The organism is Actinocatenispora sera (genome assembly GCF_018324685.1).
Classification (GTDB): domain Bacteria; phylum Actinomycetota; class Actinomycetes; order Mycobacteriales; family Micromonosporaceae; genus Actinocatenispora; species Actinocatenispora sera.
Map to the genome: position 1 here is coordinate 4140466 of NZ_AP023354.1, position 16770 is coordinate 4157235.

General features: G+C 73.8%; 18 protein-coding genes. 9 read left to right on the forward strand and 9 right to left on the reverse strand.

The genetic code is table 11. From position 1 onward, the window contains the following. The first annotated feature begins 2 nt into the window (after nt 1–2). The gene (locus tag Asera_RS19770; RefSeq protein WP_030444743.1) at nt 3–941 is read left to right on the forward strand and encodes a M56 family metallopeptidase; all 939 of its coding nucleotides are present in this window, start codon (nt 3–5) and stop codon (nt 939–941) included. 9 nt (nt 942–950) lie between these two features. On the opposite strand, the gene dtd is transcribed toward Asera_RS19770, so the two are convergent. Together dtd and Asera_RS19780 are read right to left on the reverse strand one after the other, a co-directional pair. After that, nucleotides 951–1385 (reverse strand): D-aminoacyl-tRNA deacylase, encoded by a 435-nt coding sequence (gene dtd, locus Asera_RS19775; protein WP_030444742.1) that lies wholly within the window; start codon nt 1383–1385, stop codon nt 951–953. A gap of 48 nt (nt 1386–1433) precedes the next feature. Next, complete coding sequence (locus tag Asera_RS19780; RefSeq protein ID WP_244843949.1) at nt 1434–2993, reverse strand: DUF7782 domain-containing protein; 1560 nt, start codon at nt 2991–2993, stop codon at nt 1434–1436. 108 nt (nt 2994–3101) lie between these two features. Here Asera_RS19780 and Asera_RS19785 point away from each other — a divergent pair, with 108 nt between their 5' ends. Further along, nucleotides 3102–3464, forward strand: coding sequence for a DUF3099 domain-containing protein (locus Asera_RS19785; protein WP_051801744.1), 363 nt, complete (start codon nt 3102–3104; stop codon nt 3462–3464). A 168-nt stretch (nt 3465–3632) separates the two neighbouring features. Here the strand turns inward: Asera_RS19785 and Asera_RS19790 are convergent, their stop codons facing one another. Both Asera_RS19790 and Asera_RS19795 read right to left on the reverse strand, forming a co-directional pair. Continuing rightward, nucleotides 3633–4589, reverse strand: a complete 957-nt coding sequence (locus Asera_RS19790; RefSeq protein ID WP_030444739.1) for a carbohydrate kinase family protein — start codon at nt 4587–4589, stop codon at nt 3633–3635. Between the two features lie 160 nt (nt 4590–4749). Further along, nucleotides 4750–5667, reverse strand: a complete 918-nt coding sequence (locus Asera_RS19795) for a pseudouridine-5'-phosphate glycosidase (RefSeq protein ID WP_030444738.1) — start codon at nt 5665–5667, stop codon at nt 4750–4752. A 207-nt stretch (nt 5668–5874) separates the two neighbouring features. Between Asera_RS19795 and Asera_RS19800 the strand changes: the two genes are divergently transcribed. Further along, entirely contained in the window at nt 5875–6105 is a 231-nt protein-coding gene (locus Asera_RS19800) for a DUF3039 domain-containing protein (RefSeq protein ID WP_030444737.1), read from the forward strand. Between the two features lie 31 nt (nt 6106–6136). Here Asera_RS19800 and Asera_RS19805 read toward each other — a convergent pair whose 3' ends face one another. Then, the gene (locus Asera_RS19805) at nt 6137–7429 is read right to left on the reverse strand and encodes a YihY/virulence factor BrkB family protein (protein WP_169745800.1); all 1293 of its coding nucleotides are present in this window, start codon (nt 7427–7429) and stop codon (nt 6137–6139) included. A gap of 332 nt (nt 7430–7761) precedes the next feature. On the opposite strand from Asera_RS19805, the gene Asera_RS19810 reads away from it, so the two are divergent. After that, the gene (locus Asera_RS19810; RefSeq protein WP_030444735.1) at nt 7762–9474 is read left to right on the forward strand and encodes a DEAD/DEAH box helicase; all 1713 of its coding nucleotides are present in this window, start codon (nt 7762–7764) and stop codon (nt 9472–9474) included. A 134-nt stretch (nt 9475–9608) separates the two neighbouring features. Here the strand turns inward: Asera_RS19810 and Asera_RS19815 are convergent, their stop codons facing one another. Then, on the reverse strand, nt 9609–9845 hold the full coding sequence (locus tag Asera_RS19815) for a DUF7455 domain-containing protein (RefSeq protein WP_030444734.1): 237 nt from the start codon (nt 9843–9845) through the stop codon (nt 9609–9611). A gap of 293 nt (nt 9846–10138) precedes the next feature. Then, on the reverse strand, nt 10139–11491 hold the full coding sequence (locus Asera_RS19820) for an RNA polymerase sigma factor (RefSeq protein WP_425305987.1): 1353 nt from the start codon (nt 11489–11491) through the stop codon (nt 10139–10141). A 164-nt stretch (nt 11492–11655) separates the two neighbouring features. Between Asera_RS19820 and Asera_RS19825 the strand changes: the two genes are divergently transcribed. Continuing rightward, nucleotides 11656–12465, forward strand: coding sequence for an inositol monophosphatase family protein (locus Asera_RS19825; RefSeq protein WP_030444732.1), 810 nt, complete (start codon nt 11656–11658; stop codon nt 12463–12465). A 15-nt stretch (nt 12466–12480) separates the two neighbouring features. Here the strand turns inward: Asera_RS19825 and Asera_RS19830 are convergent, their stop codons facing one another. Then, nucleotides 12481–12999 carry a LytR C-terminal domain-containing protein gene (locus tag Asera_RS19830; protein WP_030444731.1) on the reverse strand — a complete coding sequence of 173 codons (519 nt, stop codon included), beginning with the start codon at nt 12997–12999 and terminating at the stop codon, nt 12481–12483. 366 nt (nt 13000–13365) lie between these two features. On the opposite strand from Asera_RS19830, the gene Asera_RS19835 reads away from it, so the two are divergent. After that, nucleotides 13366–13665, forward strand: coding sequence for a DUF4193 domain-containing protein (locus Asera_RS19835; RefSeq protein WP_030444730.1), 300 nt, complete (start codon nt 13366–13368; stop codon nt 13663–13665). A 215-nt stretch (nt 13666–13880) separates the two neighbouring features. Next, the gene (locus Asera_RS19840) at nt 13881–14750 is read left to right on the forward strand and encodes a hypothetical protein (RefSeq protein WP_244843951.1); all 870 of its coding nucleotides are present in this window, start codon (nt 13881–13883) and stop codon (nt 14748–14750) included. Nucleotides 14751–14811: 61 nt separating this feature from the next. Here the strand turns inward: Asera_RS19840 and Asera_RS19845 are convergent, their stop codons facing one another. Then, nucleotides 14812–15285 (reverse strand): DUF3093 domain-containing protein, encoded by a 474-nt coding sequence (locus Asera_RS19845; protein WP_030444728.1) that lies wholly within the window; start codon nt 15283–15285, stop codon nt 14812–14814. Between the two features lie 41 nt (nt 15286–15326). Here Asera_RS19845 and dut point away from each other — a divergent pair, with 41 nt between their 5' ends. Both dut and Asera_RS19855 read left to right on the forward strand, forming a co-directional pair. After that, entirely contained in the window at nt 15327–15884 is a 558-nt protein-coding gene (gene dut, locus Asera_RS19850) for a dUTP diphosphatase (protein ID WP_051801742.1), read from the forward strand. Then, nucleotides 15881–16696, forward strand: a complete 816-nt coding sequence (locus Asera_RS19855; protein WP_051801740.1) for a DUF3710 domain-containing protein — start codon at nt 15881–15883, stop codon at nt 16694–16696. Before dut ends, Asera_RS19855 begins: the two co-directional genes overlap by 4 nt. The last annotated feature ends 74 nt before the right edge of the window (nt 16697–16770 follow it).

Here is a 16770-nt window from a genome sequence, read left to right on the forward strand (position 1 = left end):
TCATGACGCTGACCGTGGTCGCGCTGACGCTGCTCGCCGTTGCCCTGCTCGGCCCGGTCTCGCACCTGCTGCCGCGAGCCCGGTGGGCGGCCGCGGAACCGCGGGCCACCCTGGTGCTGTGGCAGGCGGTGGGCCTGTCGGCCGGGCTGGCGGTGCTCGGCGCCGCCGCCGCGGTGGCAGTCGCGCCGCTGTCCGACACGCTGCTCGGCGCGTTCCGGGTCTTCTTCGCCCACCTGCTCGCGGGTGACCCGACCGGCGGGCTCGGTCCGTTCCACACCGTGGTGCTGCTGGTCGCGCTGGTGCTGACCGCCCGGCTGCTGGGCGTGCTGGCGCTGTCCACCTGGCGCACCGTGCGCGCCCGTGGCCGGCACCGGCGGATGGTCGACCTGGTCGGCCGGCCGCTGCAGCCCGGCCCCGCGGCCGGGGCGGCGGAACGCGAGTCGCTGGTGCTCGATCACCCGGCCCCGGCCGCATACTGCCTGCCCGGCGGCACGCCCCGGGTGGTGCTGACCTCCGGCGCGGTGGAGCTGTTCGACGACGAGGAGCTCGCCGCGGTGCTCGCGCACGAGCGCGCCCACCTGGCCGAGCGGCACGACCTGGTGGTGTTGCCGTTCGCCGCCTGGTCGAAGGCGCTGCCCTGGCTGCCGACCGTGCGCCGCTCCCGGACCGCGGTCGACCGGCTGGTGGAGATGGTCGCCGACGACCGCGCCTGCGCCGACTGCGACCGTACGGTGCTCGCCTGCGCGCTGGCCCGGTTCGGCGCGGCCGCACACGCGCCGGACGGTGCGCTGGCCGCCACCGGTACCGGCGCCGTGCTGGCCCGGGTCGACCGGCTGCTCGATCCGCCGCGCCGCTCCGCCCGGCTGCGCTCCCTGCTGCTCGCCGCCGCCGCGACCCTGCTGGTCCTGCCGACCCTGGCGCTGCTGACCACCACCCTGTGACCCGGCCGGTCAGGCCGGGGCGTCCTCCTCCAGCAGGATCGTGCGAGGCCCGACGTTGGTCGAGTCGACCAGCATGTGCGCCTGGAACCGGCCGGTGGCCACCGTCGCGCCGAGGTCCCGCAACGCCGCGACGAACGCGTCCACCATCGGTTCCGCCAGCTCGGCCGGCGCGGCGGCGTTCCAGGACGGCCGGCGGCCCTTGCGGGTGTCGGCGTAGAGGGTGAACTGGCTGACCACCAGCACCGGGGCGGCGAGGTCGGCGGCGGAGCGCTCGCCGTCCATGATCCGCATCCGGTACGCCTTCGCCGCGAGCTTCGCCGCCACCGCCGCGGTGTCGGTGTGCGTGACGCCAAGCAGGATCAACAGCCCGTCGGTGATCTTCCCGACCGACTCGCCGTCCACGGTCACCTCGGCCCGGCTCACCGTCTGCACCACGGCCCGCATGAATGTCTCCGTTCTCCGGCCCGGCCCGCTCGTGGTCGGTCTGGCCGGTCAGTTCGCGGGAAGCAGGATGCCACGCTCGATCAGCCCGGCCACCACCGGCACCGCGGTCGCGACCAGCAGGTCCCGGTCCAGCCCGTAGCCGGCGGCGAGCAGGTCCAGCACGTCCCCGAGCGGCAACCCGCGGCACCCGGCCACCAGCGCCGCCACCAGCTCGTCGGTCTCCTCGACGTACCGGGCGCCGGAGTCCAGCGCGAACCGGCGCACCTGTCCGGCCCAGCCGTCGTCGGTCAACCGCGACTCGGTGTGCAGCGCGAGCGTGTCCGCCGGCCGCAGCCTGGCCCCCAGCAGCGCCGTCCCCGGATGCGCGCGCAGCCAGTCGGCCCGGGCGAACCACTCCGGTACCAGGCCGCCGATCGGATCGGTGGGCTGTCGCAGATCCTCGATGCGGATCGTCGGGTCGGCGTGGCCACCGGCGCGCAGCGACACGATCCCGAACCCGACCGCCTCGATACCCTCCGCGGCGAACCAGTCCAGCCAGTCGTCGGCCGACGTGTTTCCCGCCGCGGAGGCCGCAGGGAGACCGGCCGACGTGTTTCCCGCCGCGGAGGCCGCGGTCAGACCGGCCGGGGTGCCGTCCTCGCCGGTGTCGGCGAGCCAGAGCCGGACGTACTCCTCGGGGGTGCTGACCTCGCGCTGGATCACCCAGGCGTCCAGGCCGGTGGGCGCGATGAGCTCGGCGAGCCGCTGCGCCCAGTCGCCGCGCGCCGGGTGGATCCAGTTGGCCAGGAACTGGGCGTGGCCGCCGTCGGCGAGCAGCGCCGGCAGTGCCGCGATCAGCTCGGCGACGACCGCGTCGCCGGCCCGGCCGGAGTCCCGGTAGGTGTAGTGCGCCCGTTCGGTCGGCCCGACGATGAACGGCGGGTTGCTCACCACCAGGTCGTACCGACGGCCCGCGACCGGCGCGACCAGATCACCGGCGAGCAGCTCGAACCGCTGGCCGGACAGCGCCGCGGTGGTCGCCGCGAACCGCAGCGCGCGGGTACTGATGTCGGTACCGGTGACCGTGCCCGCATGCCGGGACAGGTGCAGCGCCTGCACCCCGCACCCGGTGCCCAGATCCAGCGCGGTGCGCACCGGGGTACGCATGGTGGCGAGGGCGAGCGTGGTCGAGGCGCCACCGACACCGAGCACGTGGTCTCGGGGGAGCGGCCCGTCCCGCAGCGCGGCGGGCAGGTCGGCCACGATCCACCACGGCTCGGCGGCGTCCACGTCGCCGTACGGCTGGACCTCGACCCCGGCGCGCACCGTGTCGCCGTCCGCGACGAGCAGGCCGGCGGCGATCGCCGACTCCAGCGGTACCGACGGCAGCGCCGCCGCCGCGACCGGTACCGGCACCCGCGCGCCGGCCAGGAACAGCCGAACCAGGACGGCCAGCGGATCGTCGGCGGTCGCCAGCCGGCGCCGGACCCGGGCCGCCTCGCCCCGGCGCACCGCTCCGGCGGTACCGGCGTCCAGCCGCGCGGTCAGCCCGGCGTCGGTGAAGTCCGCAGCGAGCAGGTCGGCCCGCAGGCGGGCGGCCCCGTCGGTACCCAGCAACGGTTCGATCACCCACCCATCCTCGCCGCAGTGCCACTCGCTGCCGGGGTCGGGGTGTTGATCGGTGCGGTAAGTGGGAGGATCGGAAAGGGACGAACGCCGAGGTGAATCGAGGCACAGGTGAAGCGCTCCGCGACCCGGCCGGTGCTGATCACCGACGCGGAGAAAAGCCAGGACCAACAGCTGCATTCGCGTGAGATCCGATACGCGGTGATGATGGGGCTCCGAGTGGTCTGCCTGATCACCGGCGCGCTGCTGGCCTACTACCGGGTGCCGCTCTGGGGTGTCTGGTCGTCGCTGTGCGTGGTCGGCATGGTGCTGCTGCCGTGGATGGCGGTGATCATCGCCAACGACCGCCCAGCGCGCAGCGAGCACACCCTGCGCGGCCGGATGCGGCGGGGCCGGCCCGGCGACGAGCAGTCCACCGCCGCCTCGCTGCCCACGGCAGAGCACCGCACGTTCGACCCAGACGACAACCCGTGAGGACGTAGGGGTAGAACCCCGCCGCCCGGTGCCGATCGATGGCCGGTGCGCCGCTGCCTCGCCGATCAAGGGCGCAGGACACGGGCGCCGGTCCGGACGGGCGCCGAGCCGGGACACCGCCCGCCTCGGTCAGGGGCGGGCGCCGAGCTGGGACACCGCCCGCCTCGGTCAGGGGCGGGCGCCGAGCTGGGACACCGCCCGGGCGCCGAGTGCGGCGCCGGCCCGCAGTGCCGCCGCCGGGTCGGCCCCGGCCAGCTCCGCCGCGAGCAGGCCGGCGGCGAACGCATCGCCGGCGCCGGTCGGATCCACCACCTCGACCGGGACCGCATCGACGCGCACCACCCGGTCGCCGTCGACCCGGATCGCCCCGGCGGAACCCAGCTTCACCACCACCGTCCGGGCCAGGCGGGTCAGGCGGTGCCCGGCGTCGACCGGGTCGGCGGCCGGGTCGCCGACCAGCACCCGTGCCTCGTCGAGGTTGGCGAACAGCAGGTCGATGCCGCGCAGCCAGTCGTGCGCGGCGGTACCGGCCGCGGCCAGCGGGCCGGCCGACGCGGCGTCCACGCTGACACGCAGGCCAGCCGCCCGCGCCGTCGCCAGCGCGGCCAGCGCGGCCGGCGCCGAACCGGGATCGAACAGCGGGTACGCGGACAGGTGCAGCCACGCCGCCCCACCGGCCCCGCCGGTCGCACCAGCATCGCCGGCCGAGCCGGACCCGCCGGCGTCGCGGGGGGAGCCGGCGCTGGTGGCCGCGCGCACCGCGGCGACGACGTGCTCGACCGGCAGCAACTGGTTCGCGCCCCGGTCGCACAGCATGGTGCGTTCCTGCGGGTCGCTGAGCACCACGATCGCGCCGGTCGCCGCGGCAACCCGGGCGACCGCCGGCCGTACCCCGGCGGCGGACAGCTCGGCCAGCCGCGCGTCGCCGGCCGAGTCGGCACCGACCGCGGCGATCAGCGTCACCGGGGTGCCGGTACCGGCGAGCCAGGTCGCCGTGTTCGCCGCGGAGCCGCCGGGGGTCAACCCGATCCGTACCGCGGTGTCGGTGCCGAGCGCGAGACCACCGGCGAGCGGCGCCGGCAGTACCGCTACCACGTCGGTGGCGATGTCACCGACCACCAGCACCCGCCCCGCCGGCGCACCCCCGTCCTCGGCAGCCTCAGCTCGGGCCTCGGCGTCGTTCGCGCCGGCTCCAGCTTTGGCCCTGGAGTCGCCGGCGCCGGGGCCGGCCACGGATGCACCGGCGCCGACCGTGGCTTCGGCTCCGGGGCGTGCCGCGGGGTGATCAGCCGGCATCGGCGGACGCCACGGCGATGGCCGCGGCCAGTTCGGCGTTGCGCAGGATGATCCGTACGTTGACCGCGAGACTCTCCCCGCCGGTGTGCTCGTGCAGGTACGACAGCAGGTACGGGGTGACGTCGTGACCGGTCACCCCGGCCGCGTCGAGCCGCTCCAGCGCCTCGTGCAGGACCCGGTCGTGCAGCTCCGGATCGATCTGCTCGTCGGTCGGCAGCGGGTTGGTGACGAGCACCGCGCCGCGGTGCACGCCCTGCTGGCGGCGGGCGGCGAGGACCGCGGCGATCTGTTCGGCCGAGTCGACCCGCCAGTCGACCGGGTGGCCGGAGTCGCTGAGGTAGAAGCCGGGGAACCGGGTGGTGCGGTAGCCGAGCACCGTCACGCCGAGGGTCTCCAGCCGCTCCAGCGTCGCCGGTACGTCCAGGATCGACTTGACCCCGGCGCTGACCACGCAGATCGAGGTGCGCGACAGGGCGGCGAGGTCGGCCGACTCGTCCCAGGTGTCGCGGGCCTGCCGGTGCACGCCGCCCAGGCCACCGGTGGCGAACACGCCGATCCCGGCCGCCTCGGCGATCGCCGAGGTCGCGGCGACGGTGGTGGCGCCGTGCGCGCCGGCGGCGGCGGCGGGGGCGAGATCGCGTACGGACAGCTTCGCCACGTCGTTGCGCTCGGCCAGTTCGGTGACGCCGGCGTCGTCCAGGCCGACCACGATCCGGCCGGCGAGCATCCCGATCGTCGCCGGTACCGCGCCACCGGCGCGGACCTGCTGCTCGATCTGGCGGGCCACCCGCAGGTTGTCCGGGCGGGGCAGCCCGTGCGAGATGATCGTGCTTTCCAGGGCCACCACGGGCCGGCCGGCCCGCAGCGCGTCGGCGACCTCGTCGCCGTAGCTGATCTCGTACGTCACGCGGCCACGGTACGGTGCCCCGACGGCACCGGGCCGCAGGACCGCCCGCAGTGTGCGCCGGCTCGCCGCGAGCCCGGCATCGGCGAGCGGTACCGGCATCCCGTACCAGCGTTGGCGGCGCGGGTGGTGCACCTGAGACACTGGACCGGACGCCCGGACCGGACCGGACTGCCGGGCGGCGCCGCGACGCGACCGGCGCGGATCGACATGGAGGCTGATGTGAGCACGCTGACCGAGGTGCGGCCGGAGGAGAGCGACACCGACACCGGTCCGGACATGTTCCACTACGTGAAGAAGGACAAGATCGCCGAAAGTGCGGTGATGGGTACCTTCGTCCGCGCCCTGTGCGGGGAGAAGTTCCCGGTCACCAAGACACCGAAGCCGGGCTCGCCGGTGTGCCCGCGGTGCAAGGAGATCTACGAGTCGATGGCGCACTGACCCCATCGCGGTCGGGCCGGCCGGGCGTGACTCAGGACGCGGCGCGTCGCTGGCCGGCCGCTCGGCGCCGGCCCGCATCGCGGCGTCGACCGGTCGCTTCGGTGTCCTCGGCCGAAGCCTCCGCCGGTTCGTGCGGCGCACTCGACAGGTTCGCGGCCGGCTCGCTCCCGGCGCCGGCCCGTTGGCCGTCACCCGGCTCGTTCTTGGCGCCGGCCCGTTGGCCGTCACCCGGCTCGTTCCCGGCACCGGCCGCCCGGCCGCCGGCCCCTTCGTACCCGGCGCCAACTCCTCGGTCGTCTGCGGCGGGTTCATCGACCATGTCGCGGTTGTCCGCCGGTGCCGGCCCCTTGGAGTCTTCCTCGTCCGGCTGGTCGTTCGACTGGTCGCCGCCCCGGCGGCCGAGCACCTGGTCGCGGAACCACTGACCGGGCCGCGGCCGGGTACCGCGGGGCCAGCGCTCCTCCAGTGCCGCGTTGAACTCGGCGCCGAGCAGGATCGCGAACGCCAGCGCGTAGAAGTACATCAGGGTCAGGATCGGCGCGGCGAGTGTCGAGTAGACCCGCAGGTTGTTCGCGATCGTCGAGAAGTAGACCTGCAGCCCGTAGGACAGGATCAGGAACAGCACCAGCGCGACTGCCGCGCCGGGGAACGCCCGCCGCCAGCGCAGCCGGATCGGTGTCGCGAGGTGGTAGAAGGTGCTGATCCCGGCGAACACCACCACCCCGAGCACCGGCCAGTACAGCACGTGCACGACCGCGGAGATCACCGCGTGCCAGCTGCCGGAGAACAGCCGGTCCAGCGCCCCGGGGCCGAACACCACGGCCGGCAGCACGACCACCCCGGCGGTGACCGTGAACAGGTACAGCCGCAGCGCCACCAGCCGGCTGCGGACCGCGCCGCGCAGGTCCCGCTGGCCGTATGCGATGGTGATGGTGTTGACGAACGTCGCGGTCGCCGACGAACCGGACCACAGCGCGATGATCGTGCCGATCCCGATCACGTCGGTACGGTTCTCCTCCAGGATCTGGCTCATCACCGGCGCCACGACCTGGTCGACCACCCGCGGGTTGAGGACCTTGCCGGCGGTGTCGATGCCCCAGTCACGGATCTGCTCGACGGTGTCCGGCCCGATCCAGCGGGCGGCGTAGCCGAGCGCGCCGAGCAGCGCGATCAGGATCGAGGGGAGCGACAGCAGCTGCCAGAACGCGGACTCCGCGGACATCCCGAGAATCCGGTCGTGCCAGGCTTTGCTGAGCGTCCGGCCGAGGATCGCGAACCCTGCGCGCACCCCGGCGAAAACGCGACGTCTGAGCGTACGCGGCATCCCCACCACCGGCGCAGACCCCCCGACGGTGGCATCATCGGGTGCTGCACGCGATGCCATCGACAAGACGGTACGTTGTCTCCCTTCCCAGTGTGCGTCAGGTCCCCGGCTTCCGGGGTGTCGCAGACGCTTGTCGGTGACCCCCGCTAGGCTTGCCCGCGGCTTTCGTCGGGCCGCGGCGCGCATCGGCGCCGCGCAGCCGGGTCGCGTGCGGTGCGAGGTCTCGCACGCCGCGGCCGGCGACAGCCGGGATGCAGAGGTCGAGTTCACCAGGCCGGTCGGGCAGGCCGGTTCAGCCTGCCCGGGCCGGCCGGAGACGGGGGGAGTGCATCGTGCCGCGGGAAAGACCGTCCACCGAGGCCGGACCGGCTCTCCGGGAGTGGCAGCGGAGGGCACTCGTGGCCTACCTGCGGCGCCCGCGGGAGGACTTCCTCGCGGTCGCGACCCCCGGCGCCGGCAAGACCACGTTCGCCCTGCGCATCGCCGCCGAGCTGCTCGCCGACGGTACCGTCGAGGCGGTCACCGTGGTGACCCCGACCGAGCACCTGAAGACCCAGTGGGCGCAGTCCGCGGCCCGGGTCGGCATCCAGCTCGACGCGGCGTTCCGCAACGCCGACGTGCACACCGCGAGCGACTTCCACGGGGCCGCGGTGACGTATGCGCAGGTCGGCATCGCGCCGGCGGTGCACCGGCGGCGCACCATGACCCGCCGCACGCTGGTGATCCTGGACGAGATCCACCACGCCGGTGACGCCCGCAGCTGGGGCGATGGGGTGCGCAGCGCGTTCGAGCCGGCGGTGCGGCGGCTGTCGCTGACCGGTACCCCGTTTCGCTCCGACGACAATCCCATCCCGTTCGTGTCGTACGAGCCGGGCCCGGACGGGCTGCTGCGCTCGGCCGCGGACAGCGTGTACGGCTACTCCGACGCCCTCGCCGACGGCGTGGTGCGCCCGGTGATGTTCCTGGCGTACTCGGGGGAGGCGCGCTGGCGCACCAGCGCCGGCGACGAGCTCGCGGTGCGGCTCGGCGAGCCGCTGACCAAGGACCTCACCGCACAGGCCTGGCGTACCGCCCTGGACCCGCGCGGCGAGTGGATGCCGCAGGTGCTGCGGGCGGCCGACAACCGGCTCCGGGTGCTGCGCGCCGGCGGGATGGCCGACGCCGCCGGCCTGGTGATCGCCACCGACCAGAACGCCGCCCGGTCGTACGCGAAGCTGCTGCACACGATCACCGGCGAGCCGGCGGTGGTGGTGCTGTCCGACGACGACGGCGCGAGCGGCCGGATCGCTCAGTTCGCCGCGTCCGACGCCCGCTGGATGGTCGCGGTGCGGATGGTGTCGGAGGGGGTGGACATCCCGCGGCTGGCCGTCGGGGTGTACGCGACGAGCGCGTCCACGCCGCTGTTCTTCGCCCAGGCGATCGGCCGGTTCGTCCGGGCCCGGCGGCCCGGCGAGACCGCGAACGTGTTCCTGCCCTCGGTGACCCCGCTGCTGGAGCTCGCCAGCGCGATGGAGGCCGAGCGCGACCACATCCTGGGCGCCCCGAAGAAGGAGGGCTGGGACGACGACGCGCTGGCCGAGGCGCAGCGCACCGAGGACGCGTCCGGCGAGCTGGAGCGCGGGGTCGAGCACCTGTCCGCGACCGCCGAGCTGGACCAGGTGATCTACGACGGGACCTCGTTCGGCACCCCGATCGCCGCCGGGACGCCGGAGGAAGAGGAGTTCCTCGGGCTGCCCGGGCTGCTCACCCCCGACCAGGTGCAGACGTTGCTGTCCAAGCGGCAGGCCGAGCAGCTGGCCCGGCAGCGCACGCAGAAGCCGCCCGCGGCACCGCCGTCCGGCCCGGCCGCCCCGATGAGTACCGCGGAGCGCCGGGTGCACCTGCGCCGCCAGCTCAACGCGCTGGTCGCGGCCGAGCACAACCGCACCGGCCGGCCACACGGTCAGGTACACGCCGAGCTGCGCAAGCGGTGTGGTGGTCCGCCGAGCGCCCAGGCCACCGTCGAGCAGCTGGAGGAGCGCATCGCGACGATCCGCTCCTGGTAGCCGCAGGGGCCGGCGATCCGGCTCCCAGTCGCGAGCGCCCGCGGTAGGGCCACCGGTCGCGGGCGCAGGCGACAGGCAAAACGCCCCGGACCACCGGTCCGGGGCGTTTCGCGGTTGTTATGGCTTTCGTGGGGTCAGTTTTCGCTCATCAGGGGTGTGCCGCGCCAGTCGAGCTCGGGGTCGACCGAGACGTCGGTGGCGATCTTGACGAGCTGCTCGGCGTACTTGTTCGCGTGGTGGCCGCAGAACACCAGGTCACCGCCGCCAGCGACGGCCACCCGGAGCTTGCCTGCTGCGCCACACCGGTCGCACTGCTCGCCGGCGGCCGGCGGCACCGCCGTCTCCGACGGCGGGGTCAGGGTCGGGGTCATACGCCTCCTCCTCTGCTCGTCACCGGTCGAGGCTCGACAACGGCCTGAGCCGCCTCGGAACCCCGATCTGCCTTCGATGCCCGACCGGCTGCCAGGCACTGTGCTTGCTTCACACATGCTGCAACACGGACGGCGGCTCGGTCGTTCCCCGCATCGGGGCCGGGGAGAAACGTCACAGCCGACCGTGCCGCCAGACTGCCATGCCCGCACCGGTTCCGTCGACTCCGAACGGCCTTCGACGGGCCGTTGGCGCGGAATTACGCTCTGAGTGAAAACGGACCGGTGCCCGGCGCTCAGTCGAGATAGTCCCGAAGTACCTGAGAGCGGGACGGATGACGCAACTTGGACATCGTCTTGGACTCGATCTGGCGGATCCGCTCCCGGGTCACCCCGTACACCTGGCCGATCTCGTCCAGGGTGCGCGGCTGGCCGTCGGTGAGCCCGAACCGCAGCCGGACCACGCCGGCCTCCCGCTCCGACAGCGTCTGCAGCACCTGCTGCAGCTGGTCCTGCAGCAGCGAGAACGACACCGCGTCCACCGCCACCACGGCCTCGGAGTCCTCGATGAAGTCGCCGAGCTGGCTGTCGCCCTCGTCGCCGATGGTCTGGTCGAGCGAGATCGGCTCCCGCGCGTACTGCTGGATCTCGACGACCTTGTCCGGCGCGATGTCCATCTCCCGGGCCAGCTCCAGCGGGGTCGGCTCGCGGCCGAGGTCCTGCAGCAGCTCGCGCTGGATCCGGCCGAGCTTGTTGATCACCTCGACCATGTGCACCGGAATGCGGATCGTGCGGGCCTGGTCGGCCATCGCCCGGGTGATCGCCTGTCGGATCCACCACGTCGCGTAGGTGGAGAACTTGTAGCCCTTGGTGTAGTCGAACTTCTCGACCGCCCGGATCAGCCCCAGGTTGCCCTCCTGGATCAGGTCGAGGAAGGCCATGCCCCGCCCGGTGTAGCGCTTCGCCAGGCTCACCACCAGCCGCAGGTTCGCCTCCAGCAGGTGGTCCTTGGCCCGCTCGCCGTCCCGGAGCACCCAGCGCAGGTCGCGCAGCGCCTGGGCGTCCAGCTCGTCGTCGCTCGCGCAGCGCAGCCGCTCCGCCGCGTACAGCCCGGCCTCGATCCGCTTGGCCAGATCGACCTCCTGCGCCGCGTTGAGCAGCGGGACCTTGCCGATCTGCTTGAGGTAGGCGCGGACCGAGTCGGCGGACGCGGTCAGCTCGGCATCCTTGCGCGCCTGCCGCAACGCGGTGGAGTCCTCGTCGTCCCAGTCGAAGTCGGAGTGGCCCGGCTCCTTGTCGCTGGCCGGCTTGTCGCTGGTGGCCGGCGCCGCCTTCTCGGCGGCCTTGGCGTTCTTCCTCGCGGTAGGCCGCCTCGCGGCGGGCTTCGCGCTCTTCTTCGCGGCGGGCGGCGGCTTCGGCGTCGCGGCCGGGCCGACGACCGCGCGGGATGCGGGGGCCACCGAGCGGGCGGCGTGGGTGGCCCCGCGTCGCCGGGCCTTGTTCGGGTCGCGATCGGTTGCGTGCTCTGCTTCTGTCACAGACGACCTTCCCGAGCGGCGACACATGCACGGTCGATCCGGCGAGGCGCGGCCGGGCCGCCACGCGCAGCCGGCCCTATGTGGGACGTCACACGTGGGGCAGGCGTGAATTGTAACGCTCGTCTCGTCGCGCCATCCTCTTCGTCATTCGCGCGGCTGCTCCGGCCGGTCCCGTACCGTCCGTGCCGGTACCGCCGGGACGCGCTCGCGCCGCTGCCGATACGGTCGGACCAGCAGCGGCCGCAGAATGGCCGCGGGGATGGCGGAGGTGTCCGGTGTCGGTGGATCTGCAACAACTGCTCGAATTGGCGATCGATCTGACCGGCCAGGCCGGCACGCTGGTGCGAGACAGCCGGGACCGGGCGATCACCGAGGTCGACACCAAGAGCAGCTCCACCGACGTGGTGACCGCGGCGGACAAGGCGGCCGAGCGGCTGGTGGTCGACGGCCTGCTGGCGGCGCGGCCCGGCGACGCGATCCTGGGCGAGGAGAGCGGTGACCACGCCGGTACGGAGGTCGGCGCCGGTACCGTGCGCTGGATCCTCGACCCGATCGACGGCACCGTGAACTACCTGTACGGCATCCCGCAGTACGCGGTCTCGCTGGCCGCCCAGATCGACGGCGAGATGGTCGTCGGGGTGGTGCGCAACCCGGTGTCCGGCGAGGTGTACACGGCGATCCGCGGCGGCGGCGCCTACCGGGACGGCATCCGCCTCACCGGCCCCGGCCGGACCGAACTGGCGCAGGCGCTGGTGGCCACCGGCTTCGCCTACGACCGGCAGCGGCGCGCCCGGCAGGCCCAGGTCGTCGCCGGGCTGCTGCCGCTGGCGCGCGACATCCGCCGGTTCGGCGCCGCGGCACTCGATTTGTGCGCGGTGGCCGAGGGGCGCGTCGACGCCTACTACGAGCGCGGCATCCAGCCCTGGGACCACGCCGCCGGCGGCCTGGTCGCGACCGAGGCGGGCGTACGGGTGGCCGGGCTGCGCGGCGCGCCCGCCGGCCGCGAACTGGTCCTGGCGGCCGCGCCGGCCCTGTTCGACACGCTGCACGACACCCTGGTCGAGCTCGGCATCGAGAAGGTCTGACCCGGTCGCGCCGGCTCAGCAGGTGCCGGGCGGCGGGGTCGGGTCGCCGAGGGTGACCTCGGCCTCCTTCACGTCGCTCGGCCCGCGAATGGCCTGGAACTTCTCGCCGAGCACCAGGTCGATCGTGTCGGTTTCCCGACCCGGGTCGTACTGCATGGTGGCGCCCGGAACGTACGCGCGCATCAGTTGCGCGGCGCCGACCGCCTTGCGGCCGAACCGGATCTGCGCCGAGCCCTGCACGACCGTACCGGTGGGGTCCTGCTTGACCGACACGACGTGGAAACCGACCGCCTTCAGCTTGGTCGAGGTGCCCTCGGCCAGGCCGGCGCGGTCGGTGGAGTTGTAGACGTTGAGTTTGACCGCCTGCTCTTTGGGCATGGTCGTGTTCGCCGGCTTGGCGCCGGGCGGGCAACTGTGGCCACCGTCCGCCTGGCTGCTCTGTTTGTCCGAGAGCAGGGTCCAGGTGACCACGACCACGGCGATGAGCATCAGGGCGCCGAGAATCGCCAGCGACCGGACCCGCGACAGGCTCATCCCCGACCCCCCATTTGCCCGCCGAGCCGCGCCCGCGTACGCGCCTCGCGCAGAGGTTAACGTGTGCACCCCGAATGTGCGGTACAGGCGTCCGGCGCGGCGTGTGTGACCTCGCCCCCGGACAGCTTAGTGTGTCGCCTCGGTCACATCGGGAACAACGAACGGAGGCAGGACGTACATCCCTCCGAGAGGGAAGGTAAGGTTCCCGGCCCGGCGGGGTCGTTTCCTTCCACTCGGCTTTGTAGGGGAGGGCCGAACGACCGGTCACCGGTATCCGTGGGGGGAAGCGGATGCGGTACGGGACTGCGACCGGTCCGCGCGGCGTTACACCGGGCGCACGGATGTGAAAACGGGAGAGTGAAATCGATGGCCACCGACTACGACGCTCCACGGCGCGACGAGGTCGAGCTGGGGGAGGACAGCCTTGAGGAACTCAAGGCACGTCGGCAGGACGCGCAGTCGGGCAGTGTCGACGTCGACGAGACCGAGGTTGCCGAGAGCTTCGAGCTACCCGGCGCGGACCTCGCCGACGAGGAACTGACCGTCAAGGTCCTGCCGATGCAGCAGGACGAGTTCCGCTGCTCGCGGTGCTTCCTGGTGCATCACCGCAGCCAGCTCGCCGCCCAGAAGAACGGGGAGCTGATCTGCGTCGAATGCGCGGCATGACCACGGGCGTCGGGTGATCCGACGCCGGTGGTTACGCCCACGACCGTGCCCCGAGGTGATGCCGATGCGCACCACGCCGGGGCACCATGGTGAAAGCGGCAGTTCCTCGGCGGTCGGTGCCGCCGGTGTGCCGGGCCGACGGGCCCGCGTACCGGCGACACCGACCGCGGCGGACTGCCGGGTCGGCGGCGCCGGGCGAAGGCGGGTGGGCACGGATGAGCGGTGACGAGGATCGCGCCGACGCGGCGCTGTCCGGCGACGTGGTCGCCGCCGACGGCAGCCCGGTCGCCTCGGTCGCCGAACTGTCCGTCCAGGACGACCTCGTCGCGACCATCGCCGACCTGACCGCCGACGATCTGCCGCCCACCGAACGCCGGCGGCTGCTCGGCCGGCTGGCCGGGCAGGCCGGCCGCACCGGCTGGCGACTGCTGTCCCGGCCGCGCGGTGCGCTGCGCTGGATCGGCGAGACCGTGCTCGAGGTCGCGCCGCACCTGCCGGTCCGTGACCTGGCCACGCTGCAGCGGCACTACCCGGGGTTGGACGGCGAGGCGCTCGCCGAGCGGTTGGTCCGCAACGCCAGCCGGGTGACTGCCGCGATCGGCGCGGCAGGCGGCGGGCTGTCCGCGCTCGAGTGGACCGCGCCACCGACCCTGCTCACCGCGCCGGTACTGCTGTCCGCCGAGACGGTGACCGTGGTGGCGGTGGAACTGAAGCTGATCGGTGAGTTGCACGAGGTGTACCGCATTCCGGTGCCGCGCGGCCCGAGCCGGGCGGTCTCCCTGGTCGGCTCCTGGGCCGGCCGCCGCGGCATCACCCTGGCCAGCGCCGGCCGCGGGCTCGGCGCCTCGCTGGGCCTCGCCGCGCGGCGCGAACTGGCCGACCGGTTGCTGCGCCGGTTCGGCCGCAACCTGACCACGCTCGGGCCGCTGCTGACCGGCGCCGCGGTCGGCGCCGAGCTGAACCGGCGGGCCACCCGCGCGGTCGGCGGTGCGGTCCGTCGCGACCTGGCTCGCCACGCGATCCGGCCGACCCCGCCGCCCGGCGGGTACCCACCGGGTTGGCACCCGGCCGCACCACCCCGCTGACCGCGGCGACGCAGCGCGGCCCGGCGGGGCGGTCGTCCGGCCCGGTCGGCTGGCAGGTGGGTCAGGCCGGCTGGTCGGCGGTGCGGTGCAGCGCGTCGGCGAGCCGCTGCGGATGCCGGGAGCTGACGATCCAGTACGGGGTGGGGTCCTGCGGGTCGTCGAGCACGATTCGGACCGCACCGGAGATCCACGGGCGCTGGATCACGAACGCGAGCGGGTGCGCGTCGACCGACAGCAGCCGCCGCTTGTCGTCCGCGCCGAGCGGTTCGACCGCGGCGATCACCGAGCGCGGCAGCCGCGCGTCGTCGATGATGAACTCGGTGTCGGTCACCGCCAGCCGGATCCGTCCCCACCACCACAGGCCGGCGACGACGAGGCCGAGCACGACCACGTACGCGGGCCAGCCCGGGTAGCGGCTGAGCGGGCCGTCGAACAGCGCGGCGAGCAGGGCGCCGAGTGCCAGCCCGGCCGGCCAGAACCAGAGCGGCACCGCGTACCGTTCCCGGTACCGCGGTTGCGTAGGTTCGTCGGTCACGGACCGAGCGTACGGCGCGGTCGAGCTCGGGAGGAGACCTGGTGGGCACCGTCGATGCCGCCGGCGTGGTGGACGTGCTGGTTCAGCGGCTGGACGAGGAACTACCGCTGCCGGCGTACGCGCAGCCCGGCGACGCCGGTGCCGATCTGGTGGCGTCGCGCGACGTCACGCTCGCGCCGGGTGAGCGTGCGCTGGTCCCGACCGGGGTGGCGATTGCGCTGCCGGACGGGTACGTCGGGCTGGTGCACCCCCGCTCCGGGTTGGCGGCCCGGCTGGGTGTGACGGTGCTCAACGCACCGGGTACGGTCGATGCCGGCTACCGCGGTGAGATTCTGGTCAACCTGGTCAATCACGACCCGGCCCGGACCGCCCGGCTGCATCGCGGCGACCGGATCGCACAACTCGTCGTGCAGCGGGTGGAACGGGCCCGGTTTCGTCCGGTCGAGCAGTTGCCGGAGTCGTCCCGCGGCGCCGGTGGGCACGGTTCGACCGGTGGGTTCACCCCGGCCGACCGGTCCGCACCGCCCACCGGTCCGGATCGACGAGACGACGCTGGAGAGTCAGTGACCATCTACGGGTGCGGCGAGGTGGCCGAGTGAGCCTGTTCAAGCGGCGCAAGGCCAACGAATCGGCCGACGAGTCGGAGCCGGTCGACGAGACGCGCGACAACGAGTCCACGACCGGCGACGAGGCGGACGAGGCCGCTGCCGGCGCGGACGACACCGCGGCGGCCGGCTCCGACGACGCGGATGACGCCGATGACGACGGCGACGGCGACGGCGACGATGACGGCGAGGACGGCGACGATGACGCCGAGGAGGACGCCGAGCGCGGGCCGTACGACATCGACGACGCCCCGGACGACGGGCTGGAGCGGCTCGACCTGGGCAGCCTGAAGATCCCGGCGCTGCCCGGCGTCGAGGTGCAGATCCAGGCGAACGAGCAGGGCGAGATCGCGGCCGTCGCACTGATCGCCGGTCCCAGCGCGGTGCAGGTCGGCGCGTTCGCGGCCCCACGCAGCGAGGGCATCTGGGACGAAGTGCGCGCCGAACTGCGCGAGGGCGTCGAGTCCGAGGGCGGCACCGTCACCGAGAAGCGCGGGACCTACGGTCCGGAGCTGGTCGGCCGAATCACCACCCCGGAGGGGCCGCAGCAGGTCAGGTTCGTCGGCATCGACCGTCCCCGGTGGTTCCTGCGGGCGGTCTTCCACGGCGAGGCGGCGGCCGACCCGGCCGCGGCGCCGGAACTGCTCGACTGCCTGGGCAAGATCGTGGTGGAGCGCGGCGGTGAGGCGATGCCGGTCCGCGATCCGCTGCCGCTGCGGCTGCCGCCCGAGGCGGTCGAGCAGCAGCAGGCCGCCGCGGAGCAGGACGTCGACGGCCCCGACGGGCCCGACGGGGCGGGTCGGTAGGCCCGCGGTGCCTCCGCATACCGGGCCCGGCGGTACGGCCGGGCCAGCCCTGACGATCACCGATGCCATCCCGG